Here is a 20,449-nt window from a genome sequence, read left to right as displayed (position 1 = left end):
CGGTCTAGTTGACCATGCAGCAGTATTCAAGCTTACCAGACCAGAAATCACTGATAGATGCAACGCCAAAACTTTTGACAACAATTGAGCAACTTCGCGCGCAGCTGTGGCTGGAGAGCAGCTTAAACCAGTTGCAAAGTCGCCTTAATGATTGCTTGCTTTCTGCTTGTAACACTGTCCCACAGTCAGAAGCAGCACAAGCAGAAATTTTCCAAACCGTGGTTAACGAGATTAACAGTGCTGTTCACAGCAGTAATCTGGCACTTACAGAATGTGCTGTAGGCATTGCTATGTGTCAACCACAAAAAACTGTTGCCACAGTTTGCTATGTTTCTCGTTCTCCATCCCCAAATTCACCACCTTTATTTCTAGAAGTGCTGACAGCAGAAAAAAAGCTGCTGTTGAGATTGCAAGAAGTCATAAAAATTGAAGACTTGCAACAGCTTGAGAATCAGCAACTACCGAGCGCTTGGCGGTTGGCGGATGATTCTGGCAGTGTTATAGGCTGGCTAATTCTTGCCACAGCGCCCCTAAGTTCTCATAATGAGTCATTCATAGAATCGCAAGCTCAACTCAGATCGCAATTGATAGCAAGATCTGCCAAATGCTGTAGTACAGCCTTGGTACAACTTAAGCACATCCTGTCTTGGCCGCAACGGTGTCAACAGTTAAGTAACTCTAATCAAGAATTGGAGCGCACCAATCAACTGAAAAATCAGTTTCTGGCAAATACCAGCCACGAAATTCGCACACCGCTTAGTTCCATTATTGGGTTTACCCATCTGCTTTTAGCTCCAGGGTACGAACCAACTAAAGAACGGCAGCAAGAGTATTTAAATATCATTCAGTCTAGCGGTAAACACTTACTAGCTCTGATTAACGATATTTTGGATCTCTCTAAAATTGAAGCAAATCAGCTAGAAGTACAGTGGGAAACAATAGATGTGCCAATACTGTGTAACAATGTTTTGGCATTGGTGAAAGAGAAAGCTGCTAATAAGGGTTTGAAACTGTGTCTAGAACTTGAACCCGATATTACAACCTTAGTAGCTGACCCCTTACGACTCAAGCAAATGTTGTTGAATTTACTCTTCAACGCCCTAAAGTTTACCAGCAAAGGAAGTGTTGGCTTACAGATTGCTTCCAAAGGTGTATTTGTGCATTTTACAGTTTGGGATACTGGCACAGGCATTTCCCAAGAAGACCAAGTTCAACTGTTTCAGCCATATTTCCAAATTGCCAAGGCCGTAGCAGATGGTATTGAAGGTACTGGTTTGGGTTTAGCAGTGACTCAGAAACTCGCTCAAATTCACGGTGGTTGGGTGAAAGTTGAATCGGAAATAGATCGTGGCTCCCGTTTTACCCTTGTACTTCCTCTTAAGCAAGAGATGGAAGTTAGGGTAGATGAGGAAGCAGAAGAAGCAAATTTTCCCTCATTTCCTCTGCCTTTGACACCTAGTTCTTCTGTAGAAATTTTGCTGGTAGAAAATGATTTACCCAATGCTGATTTGATGCAAATTTATCTACGTAAATTGGGATATCAAGTGACTTGGGTTAAGAATGCTGACGAGATGTGGGAAGCCCTAACACAGTTAGATCCAGCGGTAATTTTAATGGATGTTTGTTTGGCAGATGGAAATGGTCTTAACTTGGTACAACAACTGCGAGAACATCAGCAATATCGGACGATTCCGGTAATTGTTCAAACAGCAATGGCGATGAAAGGCGATCGCGAAACTTGTCTAGCTGCTGGAGTAAATGATTATATTTCTAAACCAATTGATTTACCACTTTTAGCTAGTCTGGTGGCTAAGTACAGCAAACCGCCAATATAGAGAGGCAGAGGGAGACGAAAAAGCAGGGGAGGCGAGGAAAATAAATAACCCATTCCCAATGCCCAATGCCCAATGCTCCATAACTAATGACTACAATATAAATGATTGGGTGCTGTAGGGTTTTGGCAGGATTGGGAAATGATGCTGACAGAAAAATTTGAGCAATTAAGAGCCTTATTTACAGAAATGGAGCAGGCGTTGATTGCCTACTCTGGGGGCGTTGATAGCACTTTGGTTGCCAAAATTGCTTATGATGTGTTGGGCAATCGCGCTTTGGCTGTGACTGCTGTTTCTCCTTCCCTGTTACCAGAAGAATTGGAAGACGCGAAAATTCAAGCTGCAACAATTGGGATTCCTCATAAAATCGTCCAGACGCACGAGATGGAAAATCCCAATTACACCTCTAACCCGGTTAATCGCTGTTATTTTTGCAAAAGTGAGTTGCACGACACTCTCAAACCTTTAGCTTTAGAACTGGGTTATCCTTATGTGGTGGATGGGGTGAATGCTGATGATTTGCATGATTATCGCCCAGGAATTCAGGCGGCTAAAGAAAGAGGTGCGCGATCGCCTTTAGCAGAAGTAGGTGTCACTAAAGTTGAAGTTCGCCAACTTTCGCAACAACTCGGTTTACCTTGGTGGGATAAACCTGCTCAACCTTGCCTCAGTTCCCGGTTTCCTTACGGTGAAGAGATTACTGTCGCTAAGTTGCAACGAGTCGGCAGAGGAGAAATTTATCTGCGAAAGCTAGGTTGGCAGAATTTGCGCGTGCGATCGGAAGGAGATACAGCACGTATTGAATTACCACCAGAACAAATTAAAGAGTTTGTGTTGACTAACGATTTACAAACATTAGTTTCGGCATTTCAAGATTTTGGATTTATCTACGTAACCTTAGATTTAGAAGGTTATCGTAGCGGTAAGTTAAATCAGGTTTTAAATAGGGAAGCCTTGGGCGTTAAAGTATAGGATTTTAGTTCTATAAAATAGAGTTTATTTACCTTCTAGAGCAACTAGAAAGCAACCGTTAATTCTCCAAATATTATTGGGCTGTTTTTCCATAAAATATAAAGCCCTCAGGGGAACTCCATCAGGAGCAAGCAGCAGCACTGGTTGAGTTATGTTTCCCTGGATGGTTGTTATTTTCTCAAAAAATACAGAACGAGGACGGTATACTGCTTGGTAGCTTGTTTTTACCATCTGCATAAAATTTTCTGGGGTTTCGAATTGCGCCTGAATCGCCGGACTAGCAAAGGCAAAAGCGCCTTGGGCATCATCTTTTTTAAAGGCTGCCAATTGGTATTCAATTACAGAACGTATGTTGATGGCATCAGTATCAGTAACTTCCATAAATTTAAAAATTGCGTAGGCGCAGCCCGCACTTCGGCAAGCTCAGTGACCATCGTAGACATTGCTCCTAGTGTCGGCAAAGCGATCGCTCAATTCTCACGCTGAGTGAGTGTGTATTCTATCTGCTGTAGTGCCGTTCGCCACACATCATATCCCTCTTGAGACAGGTGCAACCCGTCTGTGGTTAATTCTGGGCGTAAATTGCCTTCCATATCCGTAAACCAGCTATAAATATTGAGATAATTAGCGCCTTCTTGTTTGGCAATCACGGTTAGTTGGATGTTGAGATGACGAATACGGCTATTGGAAATTTTTGGTAGACGAGTAGGCAAAATTGATTGGACAATAATTTGAGCTTTGGGGTGAATCTGGCGTAAACGCCGGACAATACGGCGATAATTATGCAAAATTGTTTCATCACTAGCGCCTTTTCGTAGGTCGTTAATCCCAGCCATGATGTAAATAACATCTGGGCGCGTTGCTGAAAATGCACCCAATCTTTTTAAAACGCCACTAGAAGTATCTCCAGATATGCCTTGATTCAGCCACAATTTACCAGCAGGCAGTTTTTCTCTCGGAAACCACATGCTCAAAGAATCACCAACTAAAATACTTAGATGATTGGCACCTTGACCTTGAGCGATCGCTCTTGCTTCTAAAGCTAATAAACTTTTCCAGTCATCATAAGTTAGCTGACGTTTCTTGATCGACTCCCACAATGATTGCAAATTATCACTATCTACGCGTGTATAAATCTGACCTGTTTTCAGAGCTGCCAATCTTTGGTAGTAAAGTTGATTTCCAGATGTCAATAGGAGGCTAGTTGCTTGGGTGCTGGGGTTGAGTGATGACTCTGTTGATACTGGTAATCCCTGACTGCTGAATTCTGGTACGCTAGGGACGTTTTTCTCACTTACTATTGGCTGCGAACTTTTTAGGGGTTGGAACGCTTGGCCGCTGAGTTCGGGTAAGGAGAGATCAACGCTGTTGATAATTTTTGTACTGACTATTGTCTGTGAACCTTGTTTTAAATCCCACAGGAATCTAGAACTTTCTGGCAGGACAATTGACAGATGTGGAAGAGCCGATGCTGGTATTGCTAATCCTGTTAACAAGCCTGCTGCCAACAGATAAGGGTCCCTCATCGCTTTCTCTCTCCTCTACTCACTGCTTTTCCTTATGACGGCATTAATTGGCTGTATTCAGGAAAATTTTACTTCGGTTAAGTTATTATTCTTATTTACGCTGTATAGTTCTGTAAAGCGTGTTCATGAGATTATATTTGACAATTTACGATCTCTTTAAAGTACGGTTTTCCCGGTGGTATACAAGTCTCGTTTATGCGAATACTTCTACTGAGGGCACTGTTTTCTTTAGCTGACTACTTTTCATAACTCAGTTTGCACAAATATTGCAAGTGTTTGCAAACTAGGCGATTAGTGAGTGATTTTGAGGATCTCAGGACAAAGGTTTTTGCTTTTGATGTTGCTCGTATATGAAATAAGCATCAGATTTTAGGTTTCTAGATTTTAGTCAATTGTCGCGATCGCATAAAAGTTAGCTCTACAAGCCGTTTCTTTACAAGACGCAAATACGTCTACATTTTCCGTTTTGTCATGTGAAATTAAGCAGTGCAAATGCACCAGTTATCAAATATGTGATTAGTTCAGATTAAAGCTTCGAGAAGTAGCACAAGTGAAAGTGTGGTCACTAAAAGAAATTTCTGACCATAGTGGGGTAATTTGCAGCACAGTTACAATTTATGCGCGTCGTCAAAAAATGACAAAAGTTGAATTTCCTGCTATATCCAAATAAGCTCATATCTTTTAATATGATGATTGAGGACTTAGTAGAAATTTTAGAAAAAGATAGCCTAAATTTTAACTGCTGAGATTATTGATATCATACGATAACGTGTCCTCAATGAGCAAGTATCAGGTTTGCCATACTGAGAATTTGATAACTCACTAGACGTAATTTAATTTTTATGTTTACTCATTGAAGTATGAGTTGAAACACATTTAAATTAAGTTTTAACTCTAGAGAATAACCTCATTGAAAGTGCTAAGATTTAGGCTGAATCATTAGTGTTTTCCTTTTCTTCTGTGGCAAGAGCTAGTACAGCGATTGGTGTCAGTCCCATTATTAAGGAGATTGTGCAAAAACAGGCACATTCTACACGTTTGACCCTGAAAGAAGTTATTCTGATGGGGATGTTAGCTATTGATAAACTAGATGATCGAGGTCGTCAAGAGCTAGCCGATCAAGTTCATAAAATGCAGGTGAATGGGGAAATTTAATTGAGTAGCTATGAGTTAAGAGTTATAAGCGATGCCCTGAGCCTGCCGAAGGGTTATCAATTTTAACTTCTCACTCCTGACTCTTTACTTAATTTGGTTATTGGCTAAATCGATAACGACTTCCCATTACATAATTTTCATTAATTTCAAAAGATATCCATCGGCGTTGCAGAGTTTCAGCAACAAAGCCAGTTGTATTAGAACCTGCAAAAGGGTCTAATACTATATCACCTTCATCAGTTAAGAATTTTATGAAGAACTCGGCGAACCCTTGAGGAAACCGTGCTGGATGGGGTCTAATTTCTGCTGTTTTACAGCGTCGTAAATAAGCACTATTCGATTCAGTATTAGCAATTTCTAGCAAATTCGGCGGAATTGCACCCTGGTTATCCTTTTGAAATTTATCAGAAATATCATGTCCACTAGGACGTATTTTTGCTTTATAGCCATTTTTGAGTAACTGTTTCATACTTTGGCTATAGGGCTTTAAAACTTTTCTGTTATCTGCTTTAGGATTTGGTGTTTTAGACAACCACCAAACTGTATTTACAGAATCTTTCACACGAATTCGCCTGATTGTCACCCACTCAGCAGGGGTTGGCAGTCGAGCCGGATTGTAGTGGTAAAATTCTTGAGCAAGAAAGAAACCTACTTCTTTGCATAATTTGACTAAAAGTTCGTATTGGTAGATACTCCGCACGGGATTACCAGGTAGGTAAGCGCCGCCTAAATCTAATACGAATGAGCCATTATCTGCCAGGACTCTTTTAAATTCATAAGCAAAAGGTAGGAACCACTCAATATATTTTTCAGCGGTTTCATTACCGTATTCTTTTTTGCGGGTCAGTGCAAATGGAGGTGAGGTAAGAATTAAATTAATACTATTATCATCAATGAATTTAATAAGTTTAAGGCTATCACCTAAATATGCAGCCCCGTTCTGCTGGGTATAAGAGGGATTAAAAATTATTTCTTTTGGTGGCGTTATTGGTTCTTCTTGCAAAATTTATAAAATTAACTTGTTTTGGTGTTGTTCAAGGATTTAATTTTGACAGTTATTTTTTTAACGCAAAGTAACGCAGAGGAATATATCAGCTTCAGACTTTTAATTAGCCTGGTAATTAGATTGTGCTAAATATTTTCTACACCGAAATTGATTTTTTCATAATACAGGCAACCTCACCATAACCAGGATTTCCAGTTAACCCTTGTAAATTATTATGCTCTATATCTTCAAGTGATCCAAGCTTACTTGTCCATTTACCAGTAGGTAGTTGTCTAGCAACGTGGGTTGGTATTTTATTGGAATTAGTATATATAGCTATTTTTTGAAATCCCTCTTCTAAAACATCACTTTGGCAGACTTCATAGCCAAGCATTTTATATACTTCTTGAAAAGCTTTAAGGGTTTCTTCTCTAGGGACATCTGGTGGCCAGTAGTATTGATGTTGAATATCTGGCCACCACCATGTTTCATCATCTTCTGCTGCCCAAGCAATACAGTTGTAATCAATTGTATCTGGACTAGTAAGTTTGTATCCATAGACAGTGAGGTTAGGATAATCACGCTCGATTTTTTCTGTGACAAACTTAACCCAAGCGTTATTACCTACCACCTATAGCCTCTTTGCTTACCCCACTCTAGCCAAGCTTTAGTCATCTCCTTTACCTTTCCCCTAGATTCTAGAGGAACAGGATCTTCTCTGCTGATAGATTTTAATGCCCAGAACCAGTGTCCAGATTTCTTTTCAAGCTCCCTAAGTAAAAGTGGGATTACAGCTTTTCCCATACCAATAATTTGCTGGTATGCAGGGTGCATCGACATTTGATTAGTAGATGACACACTACAATTTTCTTCACGCCATTGGTTAACAAGGGACGTAAAGGTGGCTTCTAAGTCTACATCTCTAGAAGTAGTACGATATCGATAGCAATCTTTGTGTCCATATTTACGGACTTTAGGACTTTTGAAGAAGAGTAAATTGTCAAGATTATTTTCATCACGTATTCTTCGTTTATCCTCTGAATAATTCCAGTCTTCACTTTTTAATTTGAGTTTACTCACTTTATAATCAGGCTGAGAGTGCTTTAAACTCTTATGATTACTAGTAAGCCAAGAATTAGCCTTTTCTGCGACTACCATTTTTCTAACCTTTACTCTACGTCCCGATAATTTAAGAATGTAATATTTGCTTGATTTAGCATTAACTCGATAGCTTTTGCTTTTCTATCTGCTCTATCTAATTGTTCACGTAATTGCTCTAAATCTATTGAATCTAAGGCTACAAAAAACTCGTGTTTGCTGTCTGAATCTGCATACTCAATTTTGAGCATATGAACTATTGCTATACCGGCTGGCCCTTTTTCTAAGTCTGATTCAAAGATGGGACGCATATCAGTAAGAACACGAGAACGTGTAAATACACGTTCATGATCCCGTATAACTTCGATTGCTTTAGAGGTAACACTAAGTACCCCGTCAAACTCTAAAAAAGTAGTCAATCGCTGCTCAAGTTCTTGTTTTTGTTTGTCAGAAATATCTGGAAGTTCTTCATCATCCTGAACAGCCTGACTGATGCTCTTTACTAAGTCATCTATAGATGTACCAGTGTAATCTCGGAAGTTGTATAAGGAAATTAAGGCTTCTATGACATCTACTACTTCTTCTACAGTCAAAACCTGAACCTGCGAAGCCACTGCTGATGCTAAATCCTCAATAAGTAGCGAGGGCGAGGCTTGCCTCAAAGCATTAATTAATTTTTCTACAGTTTTGCTGTCGATGCTTAAGAGTTGCTTGAACCCAGGCTTATATCTGTCTGGGATTTGCTGTTCTTCCATATTGCCCCTATCGCACTACAACAACCTAATACAGAAAATAACTAGAAAACTGTGCAGGACTGGTAAATGGTTTGCTTAAAACTCATACCCCTTTTTAACATAACTTTATTCTAGTAAATCAATAATAATTTTACCAAATACATTAATTCCTACTCCAAAGAGTATACACCTGTCAACAATAGCCAATTTTATGTAAAAATCCCCTACCTTGCGGCAGGGGATTTAAATTACTTATCTACAAAACTAGCAGTTGAATTAACCAAACTTACCAGCAGTAGAAGCAATCAAGAATGCTGCGTAAGTTACGACGTAGCCAACAGTGAAGTGAGCTAGACCAACTACACGAGCTTGAACAATTGACAGAGCCACGGGCTTGTCTTTCCAGCGAACTAGGTTAGCTAGAGGAGTGCGTTCGTGTGCCCAAACAAGGGTTTCAATCAACTCTTGCCAGTAACCTCTCCAGGAGATTAAGAACATGAAACCAGTAGCCCAAACTAGGTGTCCAAAGAGGAACATCCAAGCCCAGACAGACAGGTTATTCACGCCGTAAGGGTTATAACCGTTAATCAACTGAGCAGAGTTAGCCCAGAGGTAATCGCGGAACCAGCCCATGAGATATGTAGAGTTCTCATTGAACTGAGCTACGTTGCCTTGCCAAATACCTAGATGTTTCCAATGCCAGTAGAAGGTCAACCAACCAATGGTGTTGAGCATCCAGAATGTAGCGAGGTAGAAGGAATCCCATGCTGAGATGTCGCAAGTACCGCCACGACCGGGGCCGTCGCAAGGGAAGGCATAGCCGAAGTCCTTTTTATCGGGCATCAGCTTAGAACCACGGGCATCCAAAGCACCTTTGACCAAGATCAAGGTGGTGGTGTGCAGACCTAGAGCGATCGCATGGTGTACCAAGAAGTCGCCAGGGCCAATTGTCAAGAACAGGGAGTTAGTACCAGCATTGATGGCATCTAACCAACCTGGAAGCCAAACGTTAGCGTAGTTGGGCCATGCTGTGTAAGCAATACTATCTGGGTTAGATAACAAAGCATCTAAACCGTACAGTACTTTACCGTTAGCAGCTTGGACGAATTGAGCAAATACTGGCTCAATCAAGATTTGCTTTTCAGGAGTACCGAAAGCAACTACTACGTCGTTGTGTACGTACAGACCAAGGGTGTGGAAGCCCAAGAAAAGGGATACCCAGCTAAGGTGGGAAATAATCGCTTCTTTGTGCTTCAGCACGCGCTCAAGTACGTTGCCTTTATTTTGCTCTGGGTCGTAATCACGTACCCAGAATATTGCTCCGTGAGCAAAAGCACCGAGCATCAGGAATCCAGCAATATACTGGTGATGCGTGTACAACGCTGCCTGAGTTGTGTAGTCCTTCGCAATAAATGCGTAGGAAGGCATGGAGTACATGTGCTGCGCGACCAGGGAAGTAACAACACCTAGCGCTGCTAAGTGCCATCCCAATTGGAAGTGCAGGGAGTTGTTGTAGGTGTCGTAGATACCTTGGTGAGGTAGGTTGAACGGACCTTCAACAGGAATGCCGAAGAAACTCTTGGCATTTAATGCTTCCTTGAGACTGTGACCAATCCCAAAGTTTGTCCGGTACATATGACCGGCAACGATGAATAAAACTGCGATCGCTAAGTGGTGATGAGCTATGTCAGTCAGCCACAAAGCTTCTGTCTGGGGATGGAAACCACCCAAGAAACTCAGAATTGCAGTTCCTGCACCTTGCGATGTCCCGAAGATATGTCCAGGAGTGTCAGGGTTTTGAGAGTAAACACCCCAGTTGCCTGTAAAGAATGGTGTTAAACCTGCTGGGTGGGGTGGGGTATTTAGGAAGTTATCCCAACCTACGTGCTGACCGCGAGATTCGGGGACAGCAACGTGAATTAAGTGACCAGCCCAAGCCAATGAACTAACACCAAACAAACCTGCTAAGTGGTGGTTTAGGCGGTGTTCAGCGCTCTTAAACCATGCCAAGCTAGGACGGTACTTGGGTTGCAAGTGCAGCCAACCAGCAAACAGTAATACAGCAGCGAATACCAGCAAGAACACTGAACCGTTGTACAGTTCGCCGTTATTCCGCATACCGATGGTATACCACCAATGGTAGAGACCAGAGTAGGTAATGTTTACCGGATTACTAGCGCCAGCTTGGGTAAAAGCTTCGATCGCTGGTTTACCAAAGTGGGGGTCCCAAATCGCATGGGCGATGGGACGGATGTGAAGGGGATCTTTAATCCACTGTTCAAAGTTACCTTGCCAGGCTACGTGGAACAGGAGGCTGGATGCCCACAGGAAGATGATTGCCAAGTGACCGAAGTGAGTTGCGAAAATCTTTTGGTAAAGATTTTCTTCCGTCATGCCATCATGGGTTTCAAAGTCGTTGCCTGTAGCGATCGCATACCATATCCGACGAGTCGTCGGATCCTGTGCGAGATCCTGGCTAAATTTCGGAAATTTTGTCGCCATAGGTTTAATAAATCCTCTGACCTTTAGCCATCAAATATCAGCGTCTAGAGTCCTGAGTTCTGAGTACCAAGTTTTGAGTATTTTCTCAGCACTCAGCACTCAGCACTCAATAACTGATTGCTACCCTACTGAAAGGATGTGTGCATGGAAGAATGCCCAGGTTGTGGCAATTCCTCCCAAGAGGTAGTGAGCTACCCCTACAGCCCGACCCTGAATAATGCTCAGAGCGCGAGGCTGAATTGCTGGTGCTACCTTCAGTTTGTTATGCGCCCAAACAATGGACTCAATCAGTTCTTGCCAGTAGCCGCGACCACTGAACAGGAACATCAAGCTGAATGCCCAGACAAAGTGAGCGCCTAAGAAGAGTAGACCATAGGCAGATAGCGCGCTGCCATAGGAATTGATGACTTGTGTAGCTTGTGCCCACAAGAAGTCTCGCAACCAACCGTTGATGGTAATAGCACTTTGGGCAAAGTTACCACCAGTGATATGAGTTACAGTCCCATCTGCATCTACGGTTCCCCAAACATCTGATTGCATCTTCCAACTGAAGTGGAAAATTACAATCGATATGGAGTTGTACATCCAGAAAAGTCCGAGGAATACGTGATCCCAACCAGAGACTTGACAGGTACCGCCACGACCGGGGCCGTCGCAAGGGAAGCGGAAGCCCAAGTTTGCCTTGTCTGGAATCAGACGAGAGCTACGGGCGTACAGCACACCTTTGAGCAGAATTAGGACGGTGACGTGAATGGTGAAAGCGTGAATGTGGTGAATTAGGAAGTCCGCTGTGCCCAAAACAATGGGTGCAGCTGCCACTTTACCGCCAACAGCCAAGACACCGCCGCCAAAGACATAGCTAACTGGTTCTAGGGCATTGGGTGCAGTTGTACCAGGAGCCAAGGCGTGGATACCTTGTATCCACTGGGCAAATACTGGCTGCAATTGAATCCCTGTATCAGAGAACAAGTCTTGAGGACGACCCAATGCACGCATTGTGTCGTTGTGGATGTAAAGTCCAAAGCTATGGAAACCGAGGAAAATACACACCCAGTTCAGGTGAGAAATAATCGCGTCACGATGACGAATCACCCGATCCAGCAAGTTGTTTTGATTCACAACTGGATCGTAATCCCGCACCATGAAGATCGCAGCGTGAGCTGCTCCACCAACAATCAAGAAACCACCGATCCAAATATGGTGAGTGAATATGCACAACTGCGTAGCGTAATCAGTTGCCAAATATGGATAGGGGGGCATCGCGTACATGTGATGCGCGATGATGATGGTCAGCGAACCCAAGAAGGCCAGGTTAGTAGCCAACTGAGCGTGCCAAGATGTGGTCAGGTTTTCGTAGAGACCTTTGTGACCTTCACCAGTGAAAGGACCTTTGTGGTTTTCGAGGATCTCTTTAATGCTGTGACCAATACCCCAGTTGGTACGGTACTGATGACCAGCAACGATAAAGAGAACTGCGATCGCTAAGTGGTGATGAGAAATATCAGTCAACCACAAGCCGCCTGTTACCGGGTTCAGACCGCCCTTGAAGGTTAGGAAGTCAGCATACTGACCCCAGTTCAAGGTGAAGAAAGGTGCTAAACCAGCTGCAAAGCCAGGGTACAGTTCGGTCAACAAGTCTTTGTTCAAGATGAACTCGTGGGGCAGGGGTATGTCTTTGAGAGCAACGCCTGCATCCAAAAGCTTGTTGGTCGGTGCGGACACGTGGATTAAGTGACCTGCCCATCCCAAGGAACCACAACCTAGCAGTACTTGCAAGTGGTGATTCAACATTGATTCCACATTCTGGAACCATTCCAGTTTGGGAGCGCGTTTGTGGTAGTGGAACCAGCCGGCAAATAAGAATAAGCCTGCTAATACCAATCCACCAATCGCTGTGCAGTAAAGCTGGAAGGAGTTTGTGATTCCCCAGCCACGCCATACTTGGAACAAACCGGAGGTGATTTGAATACCGTGGAAACCACCGCCAACATCACCGTTTAGAATGTCTTGTCCGACAATGGGCCAAACGACTTGAGCGCTAGGCTTAACGTTTAACGGGTCACTTAGCCAAGCTTCGTAGTTAGAAAACTTCGCGCCGTGGAAAATCATCCCACTCAACCAGATTGTCACTACTGCCAAGTGGCCGAAGTGGGCTGAGAATATCTTGCGGGAGATGTCTTCTAAATCGCTTGTATGTGTATCAAAATCATGGGCGAGTGCGTGCAGGTTCCAAATCCATGTGGTGGTTTTGGGACCTCTGGCTAAGGATCTGTCAAAGTGTCCAGGTTGCGCCCATCTCTCGAATGAGGTTGGAACTGGATCGTTATCGACGATTACTCTTGCCTTTTTTTCCTCTCGCTCCGGAGGACTTATTGTCATTCGACCTCCTCTCTTGATAAGGAATGAGGAATCATGTATACCACAAAATGAACCATTACCGCATACTCCAGAATTTTACTGAAGCCGCGATCAAGACCCGATGTGGAGAGTTGTTTCTCGTTGAATTATAGAGTCTTCACTTGTACATTGTTGGAGATATTTTAACAATAATTCAAACTTGCTCAAATATTGCTGAAATTCATGCCTTAACTGGCTTTTAACTTCAAACTTTTTGTCCAAAAGTCAATAGTTTAGCTATTTAATTTACAAAGAATAACAATTCGTAAAATTTATGGTTTGGCTGTATGTAACCGATGTCCCAACTTTTACTGCTATTACTCATGAATATTTATGTCATATTTCAATTTTTGCAAGTAAAACGCTGTAGTGATTATGATTTATTTTAAAATTTTATGAGAATACCAAGGAAAACTTATGTGATGTGAGGCAGATTTCACCTTTTGTTTGGGCTATAGTTCCAGATGGACAGTTTGAGCCAAAATAATCTGTCAATTGTCGAAGACTATCACTGGATGCAACGCATGAACTCGTGGCAGAAAAGGGTGTTAGAGAAGCTCCTCCCTCAGAGGTTCCCGATTCTCAGGTGGGTAATGATATTAGTGCTGGTATTAAGCTTGACTAGTTGCGGAGAGAAAGCCGACAGCCAGGAAATATCTACTGGCTATAAAGAAAACTCCCCAAAGATTTCTCAAATTTCAAAGCAATTTTCGGAAGTTTCCCCTCCATCTGTTATTCAAGAACTGCGTCCAATTTTGGAAGTTTATCAGCCACAAGTGACAATTGTTACTCCAAAATTTGATGAAGTTCTTCAAGACAACAAAGTTACAGCCAGTTTTCAGGTTAAGGATCTACCAATATTTAAAGACCCACAATTACAACTCGGGCCACATTTACACGTAATTCTGGATAATCAACCTTATATACCTGTTTACGACCTGAATCAGCCCTTAGTTTTGCCAGACTTGTCTCCAGGTAGTCATACCCTGCGCGTCTTTGCCTCTCGTCCTTGGCATGAAAGCTTTAAGAATGAAGGTGCTTATGCCCAAACAACGTTTCACGTCTTCACCAAAACCGACGACAACACCCCAGATTCTAAATTACCCCTATTAACTTACAGCCGTCCTCAAAGCAGCTACGGAGCAGAACCAATCTTACTAGACTTTTACCTAACTAATGCTCCTCTGCATCTCGTTGGTAAGGAAAACCCCAACGACGAGTTCAGTGATTGGCGCATCCGCTCCACTATTAATGGTGAAAGCTTTATTTTTGATCGCTGGCAAGCAGTTTACCTTAAAGGCTTCCGTCCAGGGAAAAACTGGGTAAAGCTGGAATTTCTCGATAATCAAGGAAATGCTGTCAAAAATGCTTTCAATACTACAGTTAGATTGATTGACTACCAGCCAAAGGGCAAAGACACGCTGTCGAGAATTGTCAGAGGAGAACTCACAGCAGCTGAGGTGCGCGCTATTGTAGACCCAAATTATAAACTTGCACCTAAACCCACACCCACACCTTCTGTTGAACAAACACCCCAAATACAACCCAAGATAGAAAAACAGCCTATTCCTGAAACTGAAATTCCAGAACAATCCAAAACACAGCCAGAAAAACCAAAATTAGAAGTTCCAATGGCTGCACCATCTCCCAGCTTGTCCCCAACGTCACCAGAAATTATTGAGTCCCCAGTATCAGAACCACAGCCAGAGGTAACACCAACTCCTAAATCAACGCCGTTACCCGAAAAAGTAACGCCTCAGCCAACAAAACCTAAATTTGGTGGATTTTTTAACCGTGGGGCTGGTAAAGTTCCCACCCCACAAGTAACAATTGCACCATCTCCTAGTTTGCCGCCTACACTGCCAGAGATTATTGAGTCTCCTGCACCAGAAATTATTACCCCAACACCAGAACCACAGCCAGAGGTAACACCAACTCCTGAATCTACACCGTTACCCGAAAAAGTAACACCTCAGCCAAAAAAATCTATATTTGGTGGATTTTTTAATCGTCTAACGAGTAAGACACCTACTCCACAAGTAACAATTGCACCATCTCCTAGTTCGTCACCCACACTGCCAGAGATTATTAAGTCTCCTATTCCAAAAATAATTACGCCACCAGCAGAACCAGAGACAGAGGTAACGCCAAATTCTGAATCTACGCCGTTATCTAAAACAACCGCTCCCGATCCAGAAAAACCAGAATTAACCAAAAATACTCAACTGTAACTCTTGCGCTAAAACTTCAACCAATGCGATCGCTCCTACAGGATTTCCGATATTATCCAATCCAGGACTGTAACAGGCGATCGCTCCCTCACCTGGTACTATTGCTACAAGTCCACCACCAATCCCTGATTTCATCGGTAAACCAATTCTGACTGCAAACTGAGCAGAAGCTTCATACAGTCCACAAGTTAACATTACAGCATTGACAATTCGGCGGTTTTGTGGTGATATAGAGATATTTTCAAAAGCTAAGAGTTTTCCTAACAGGGCTAAATCTTCAACTTGCCCAGAAATACAGCATATTTGCTCGTAAGTGTCAAGTGCTGTTTCAATATTTTCGAGATGATCGGCTTGAGTGAGATAATTAGCGATCGCTTCATTAGCTGTTGAACGGGTTAATCGCACTGAAGCCAGCATTTTCTCATCTAAACTTAGTTGGCAACCTGCTAATTGGTTAAGCCATTGACAAAATAAGAGAGTGCGATGATTAGCGTCCTTTCCTGGTAACTTATCAGACAGGGTAATTGCCCCACTATTAATCATCGGGTTACGGGGATGACCGCGATCGCTAATTAATTGTTCTAAAGAATTGAAGGGTGCATTTGATGGTTCTACCCCAACCCAACCGAAAACCTTTTCTGCTCCTAGATGTTCTAGCAAATAAAGTAGAGAAAATGTCTTAATCACGCTCATTAACGGGAAGACACAAGCGGTATCCCCAAAGCTGATATTTTTCCCCGATTCACAGCAGATGTGAACTGCAAACCAAGCAGAATCAGCCAAAGCTAATAGCGGAATGCGATCGGCAACTTGCCCTCGTTCAACTTGGGTTTTAGCTAGCTGCACCCAGGCTGATAACTTCGTAGTAGTTAGTTGTTCAAGTCCTTTCAAAGTGTAAACTTTTTAACAATTTATTTTTTAAACGGCAACTAACAGTATAGTCTGATATTAATAGCTGAATTTACCCCTAAGTGGTTACGCAAAATTAAATTATTTATGTCATTGCAGGCGGAATGAAATGTAACATCTCGTAGAGAAACAATTCCAAAGCGTAAGCGAATTGCCTCATTTTGCTTCGCTTCATTCACAATGACAAATGTATACAGCGTTTCCTAAGCAACTAAGGTACACCTAAATCTTTTCTAACAAAATAAGCAGCTTTAAAAAGGTACCTCGCCAGGTCAGGAACCACCGTATTTAATTTTACACTACTACTTATCACACCTCAGCATTGTTTATAAACAACAGAACTGTATTGGAGGTAGGTTTGTGAAATTATCTAAACTGTCTAAAATTCTAGGTTTAACAACAGCATTTGCAATTGCATCACAAGCTACGTTGCTGATTCAACAAAACAAGGCTCTAGCGGTTACTAGTATATCTGTTACTAGTATATCTATCGTTACATCTCTTACATCTATCCTTAATACAGGCGAATACTTATTTGCTGCCACTAATCAATACTTGATTTCGCCTAATGGGGTATATAAAGCTATCCAGCAATCTGATGGAAACTTTGTTCTTTATGCTAACAGTACTCCTCTGTGGGCATCAAACGTTCTTGACACATCAGTTTACTACACCCTCATGCAAACCGACTGTAATTTAGTCAGTTATAATTACAGTGGAAACCCTGTGTGGACAAGTAATACAGCTGGGTTTGGTTCTAATTGTCGTCTCGAAGTTCAAGATGATGGAAACTTGGTAATTTATAGAGGTGATAATGTTCCTGTATGGTCAACAAATACCAACAGATGAGCTACCTTGTATATACCATTTCTTTATGAAGCTGTATAGAAATAACGCCACCGCCTGCGGCATCTCCTTGATGCTTTGAGAGGAATGAAAGTAGCGTTTATGAAATACTTTGAGACTTTTAAAACATCTTTTTAACTCGACTTTATCCAAAATTAAAAACTTGGTTCTCCTTAATAGAGTAAAAACCCTAACTTTTTAGCAAAAACTTTTTCTAAGTCACTGATTCACGGTGAAATATAAAAAGTAAAAATAATATTCCATATAGGTTTTAGCATTAGCGTTAGTGTAACGACTCCGCAGGAGTATCGCGTTGCTAGAAAATGGATAAAGTCGAGCTTAATTACGAATTACAAATTAGTATGATTCCCCGTGTCAGAGCGCCAGAATTACCGCAAAATTACTTTTGGCTCAATACCGATAAACCATTGTCTCTTAAACAACTTAAGGGTAGAGTCGTAATTTTAGACTTTTGGACATACTGCTGTATCAACTGTCTGCATATTCTGCCAAACCTGAAATATTTAGAACAAAAATATAAAGATAGTCTTACTATTATCGGCGTTCACTCTGCCAAATTTGATAACGAAAAAGAAACAGAAAATATTCGCCAAGCCATCCTGCGATATGACATTGAACATCCAGTTGTAGTTGACAGCGGTTTTCGGATTTGGGAAGAGTATGCTGTGCGTGCTTGGCCTACGTTAATAATTATCGATCCAGAAGGTTACGTGATTGGCCAAATTTCTGGTGAAGGAAACCGTGACACCTTAGATGAGTTGATTCAAAAGTTAATTCAGCAACACCAAGACAAAGGCACAATTAATTTCCAAGAAATCAGCTTAACTTTAGAAAAACAGCACCAACCATTAATTACACCTTTAGCTTTTCCTGGTAAAGTTATAGCTACTCAAGCAGGTTTGTTTATCGCTGACTCTGGACATCACCGCCTGATTATGAGTAGCTTTGATGGGGAAATTTTACAGTTAATTGGGACTGGAAAATCTGGCTTAACCGATGGTGCTTTTAACGAAGCGCAATTCTTTGCACCGCAAGGAATGGCTTATGATGCCGAAAATCAGATTCTTTACGTTGCTGATACAGAAAATCATGCGCTGCGGCGAGTTGATTTCAAGCGCCAAGTAGTTGAAACTATTGCGGGAACTGGCGAACAAAGTTGCAATATCCATCCTCATGGAGGTGCTGGTTTAGAAACCTCACTGAATTCCCCTTGGGATTTAGTGAAAGTGGAAAATACCTTATTTATTGCAATGGCTGGGCCACATCAAATTTGGCAAATGGATTTAGAAACTGGCATCATCAAAACTTATGCTGGTACTGGTGCAGAAGCGTGTATTGATGGTTCACTTACTGAATCTGCCTTTGCCCAACCTAGTGGTATTACTAATAATGGGCAAGAATTATATATTGCTGACAGTGAAGTTAGTTCAATTCGCGGTGTGGGAATTGTAGAACCGTATCAAGTAAGAACTGTTTGCGGTAGTGGCGGTTTATTTGGTTTTGGTGATGTAGATGGACAAGGTGAAGATGTCCGTTTACAACACTGTTTAGGAGTGGAATACGCGCAGAATTTTTTGTGGGTGGCAGATACTTATAACCATAAAATTAAATTAGTTAGCCCCAGTGGGAATTGTCAAACAGTTTTGGGAGATGGTTCTGCGGGTTTACAAGATGGTCAAGGTAAGAACACTCGTTTTTTTGAACCTTCGGGATTGAGTGCTATAAATTCATATCTATATATCGCCGATACCAATAATCATGCTATCCGGCGTGTAGATTTGAATACTCTTGAGGTGACAACCCTGGAGTTTCTTGGCTTGTGTGCGCCGGATGTTTGTATTCCGCCTAATTTATAGGATGACAAACTCATGCGGGGATGAAAATAAAAACTCTGCATGTGGGCGTGATATTTTAAAGATATGTATGAACAAAGTACAGTACAACAATATTGAAGTTAATAATGTTAAAAATTATAAATTATATTGACTTACACTATGCATAAATAATAAAGTAAACATCGCTTTTGCAAAATTGCTATGAAAAACTTAGTCAAACAATTAATAATATTTGTTAGTACAGTAGTTGTATTGACAAGTTGTTCTAATAGTACTTTAGAACGATTTAATCTAAGTACATTTTTAAATTACAGTATTGAACTTCGTAATTTTTCAATATTATGGTTTTTACCAGCTTTTCTCCTTTCGATTGATCATGATGAAATGAAAAGGGGATATAGTTCTAGTGGTGAAACTGTTTTTGTACCAACAGGCAATAAAATAAAAGGAAGTCCTGAATTTGGTCTTTTCTGGCTAATACATTGGCCTTTTATTGGTTTGTACTTTTTTTATTTTTTACAACAAAACACGATACCATTTTTAACTGAATATAAAAATATTAATTTTTTCTTATATTACTTTGTTGTGCCTATCTGTATACTTATTATATCTATAGTATTGCAAGGGTTACTCACAGCTATATTAAAAGAAAATTTAGTAATGACTCTTTATACAATTCTTTGGTCTATACCAGTTGTAAATTTAATTGGTTGGATTTTATATTACGTGATAAATTTTTCTTTACAATTTATTTCTTATATTTTTTCATGGTTTTTTGCTAAATAAATAATTAATATAGAATTACTATTTTTAAATGAAGATATGGTAGCCGACAGAATATCATTATCTTATTCGGATACTGTTAGAAAAATTCAAGAGATGATAGACCAAAATATATCATTAGACTCACTCGATAAGCGCGTCTCAGATAAACTTAAACTACTGAGGCATCCAGAATTATAACTTGAAAGACTTTACAAATTTAGAAGATTTCCTGAAAATATTACAAGACGCAGAAATTCCTAAATGTTCTATGAAGATCATACTCCACATCACCAAACGCCAACAATGGGAACAAGCAAAAAATCTTGGTACATATCGCGCTGATTCGTTAGATAGTGAAGGTTTTATACATTGTTCAAAATCAACGCAAATACTCAAGGTTGCAAAGAGGTTTTTTGATAATCAAAAAGAATTGGTACTACTTTTTATTGATTCTGATAAAGTACAAGCTGAAATTCGCTATGAACCTGCTGAGATAGGGGAATTATTTCCTCATATTTATGGAGAGTTAAATATTGATGCTGTGTATCAAGTGATTGATTTTGAAGCTGGGGAAGATGGTTTATTTGAGTTGCCGCAAGAAGTTATAGATTTAGAATAACGTAGACGCTTCGGCTTGCCGC

Annotated in this window: 17 protein-coding genes; 8 read left to right on the top strand and 9 right to left on the bottom strand. The window is 41.1% G+C overall.

The window, feature by feature from the left end; translation table 11 throughout:
- Nucleotides 1-14 precede the first annotated feature (14 nt).
- Both hrmK and larE read left to right on the top strand, forming a co-directional pair.
- Nucleotides 15-1,835 (top strand): hybrid histidine kinase/response regulator HrmK, encoded by a 1,821-nt coding sequence (hrmK, locus tag V7K53_RS28385; RefSeq protein WP_335200802.1) that lies wholly within the window; start codon nucleotides 15-17, stop codon nucleotides 1,833-1,835.
- Nucleotides 1,836-1,976: 141 nt separating this feature from the next.
- Nucleotides 1,977-2,804 carry an ATP-dependent sacrificial sulfur transferase LarE gene (larE, locus tag V7K53_RS28380; RefSeq protein WP_335200854.1) on the top strand — a complete coding sequence of 276 codons (828 nt, stop codon included), beginning with the start codon at nucleotides 1,977-1,979 and terminating at the stop codon, nucleotides 2,802-2,804.
- Nucleotides 2,805-2,828: 24 nt separating this feature from the next.
- On the opposite strand, the gene V7K53_RS28375 is transcribed toward larE, so the two are convergent.
- The gene (locus V7K53_RS28375; RefSeq protein WP_335200801.1) at nucleotides 2,829-3,185 is read right to left on the bottom strand and encodes a DUF4864 domain-containing protein; all 357 of its coding nucleotides are present in this window, start codon (nucleotides 3,183-3,185) and stop codon (nucleotides 2,829-2,831) included.
- Nucleotides 3,186-3,274: 89 nt separating this feature from the next.
- Nucleotides 3,275-4,330 (bottom strand): SGNH/GDSL hydrolase family protein, encoded by a 1,056-nt coding sequence (locus tag V7K53_RS28370; protein WP_335200800.1) that lies wholly within the window; start codon nucleotides 4,328-4,330, stop codon nucleotides 3,275-3,277.
- 942 nt (nucleotides 4,331-5,272) lie between these two features.
- On the opposite strand from V7K53_RS28370, the gene V7K53_RS28365 reads away from it, so the two are divergent.
- Nucleotides 5,273-5,485 (top strand): hypothetical protein, encoded by a 213-nt coding sequence (locus V7K53_RS28365; RefSeq protein ID WP_335200799.1) that lies wholly within the window; start codon nucleotides 5,273-5,275, stop codon nucleotides 5,483-5,485.
- Between the two features lie 97 nt (nucleotides 5,486-5,582).
- Here the strand turns inward: V7K53_RS28365 and V7K53_RS28360 are convergent, their stop codons facing one another.
- The 6 genes from V7K53_RS28360 to psaA all read right to left on the bottom strand — a co-directional run bounded on the left by V7K53_RS28360 (nucleotide 5,583) and on the right by psaA (nucleotide 13,183).
- Nucleotides 5,583-6,488, bottom strand: coding sequence for a DNA-methyltransferase (locus V7K53_RS28360; protein ID WP_335200798.1), 906 nt, complete (start codon nucleotides 6,486-6,488; stop codon nucleotides 5,583-5,585).
- A 139-nt stretch (nucleotides 6,489-6,627) separates the two neighbouring features.
- On the bottom strand, nucleotides 6,628-7,101 hold the full coding sequence (locus V7K53_RS28355; RefSeq protein ID WP_335200797.1) for a DUF7689 domain-containing protein: 474 nt from the start codon (nucleotides 7,099-7,101) through the stop codon (nucleotides 6,628-6,630).
- Nucleotides 7,095-7,628, bottom strand: coding sequence for a hypothetical protein (locus V7K53_RS28350; RefSeq protein ID WP_335200796.1), 534 nt, complete (start codon nucleotides 7,626-7,628; stop codon nucleotides 7,095-7,097). The genes V7K53_RS28355 and V7K53_RS28350 overlap by 7 nt, the downstream gene beginning before the upstream one ends.
- 11 nt (nucleotides 7,629-7,639) lie before the next feature.
- A complete protein-coding gene (locus V7K53_RS28345) occupies nucleotides 7,640-8,323 on the bottom strand; it encodes a hypothetical protein (protein WP_335200795.1) in 684 nt (227 codons plus the stop codon).
- A gap of 255 nt (nucleotides 8,324-8,578) precedes the next feature.
- Nucleotides 8,579-10,804: a photosystem I core protein PsaB gene (gene psaB / locus V7K53_RS28340; protein WP_335200794.1), complete on the bottom strand. Its 2,226-nt coding sequence runs from the start codon at nucleotides 10,802-10,804 to the stop codon at nucleotides 8,579-8,581.
- A 120-nt stretch (nucleotides 10,805-10,924) separates the two neighbouring features.
- Nucleotides 10,925-13,183, bottom strand: coding sequence for a photosystem I core protein PsaA (gene psaA / locus V7K53_RS28335; protein WP_335200793.1), 2,259 nt, complete (start codon nucleotides 13,181-13,183; stop codon nucleotides 10,925-10,927).
- 542 nt (nucleotides 13,184-13,725) lie between these two features.
- On the opposite strand from psaA, the gene V7K53_RS28330 reads away from it, so the two are divergent.
- The gene (locus V7K53_RS28330; RefSeq protein ID WP_335200853.1) at nucleotides 13,726-15,432 is read left to right on the top strand and encodes a hypothetical protein; all 1,707 of its coding nucleotides are present in this window, start codon (nucleotides 13,726-13,728) and stop codon (nucleotides 15,430-15,432) included.
- Here the strand turns inward: V7K53_RS28330 and glsA are convergent.
- Complete coding sequence (glsA, locus tag V7K53_RS28325; protein ID WP_335200792.1) at nucleotides 15,409-16,323, bottom strand: glutaminase A; 915 nt, start codon at nucleotides 16,321-16,323, stop codon at nucleotides 15,409-15,411. The genes V7K53_RS28330 and glsA overlap by 24 nt on opposite strands.
- 378 nt (nucleotides 16,324-16,701) lie before the next feature.
- Here glsA and V7K53_RS28320 point away from each other — a divergent pair, with 378 nt between their 5' ends.
- The 4 genes from V7K53_RS28320 (at nucleotide 16,702) to V7K53_RS28305 (ending at nucleotide 20,427) form a co-directional block, all read left to right on the top strand.
- Nucleotides 16,702-17,190: a hypothetical protein gene (locus V7K53_RS28320; RefSeq protein WP_335200791.1), complete on the top strand. Its 489-nt coding sequence runs from the start codon at nucleotides 16,702-16,704 to the stop codon at nucleotides 17,188-17,190.
- A gap of 359 nt (nucleotides 17,191-17,549) precedes the next feature.
- The gene (locus V7K53_RS28315; RefSeq protein ID WP_335200852.1) at nucleotides 17,550-19,064 is read left to right on the top strand and encodes a thioredoxin-like domain-containing protein; all 1,515 of its coding nucleotides are present in this window, start codon (nucleotides 17,550-17,552) and stop codon (nucleotides 19,062-19,064) included.
- 180 nt (nucleotides 19,065-19,244) lie between these two features.
- The gene (locus tag V7K53_RS28310) at nucleotides 19,245-19,829 is read left to right on the top strand and encodes a hypothetical protein (RefSeq protein WP_335200790.1); all 585 of its coding nucleotides are present in this window, start codon (nucleotides 19,245-19,247) and stop codon (nucleotides 19,827-19,829) included.
- A gap of 247 nt (nucleotides 19,830-20,076) precedes the next feature.
- On the top strand, nucleotides 20,077-20,427 hold the full coding sequence (locus tag V7K53_RS28305; RefSeq protein WP_335200851.1) for a DUF952 domain-containing protein: 351 nt from the start codon (nucleotides 20,077-20,079) through the stop codon (nucleotides 20,425-20,427).
- Nucleotides 20,428-20,449 lie beyond the last annotated feature (22 nt).

The organism is Nostoc sp., from assembly GCF_036917355.1.
Classification (GTDB): Bacteria; Cyanobacteriota; Cyanobacteriia; order Cyanobacteriales; family Nostocaceae; genus Nostoc.
This window is presented reverse-complemented; position numbering and strand designations above follow the sequence as displayed.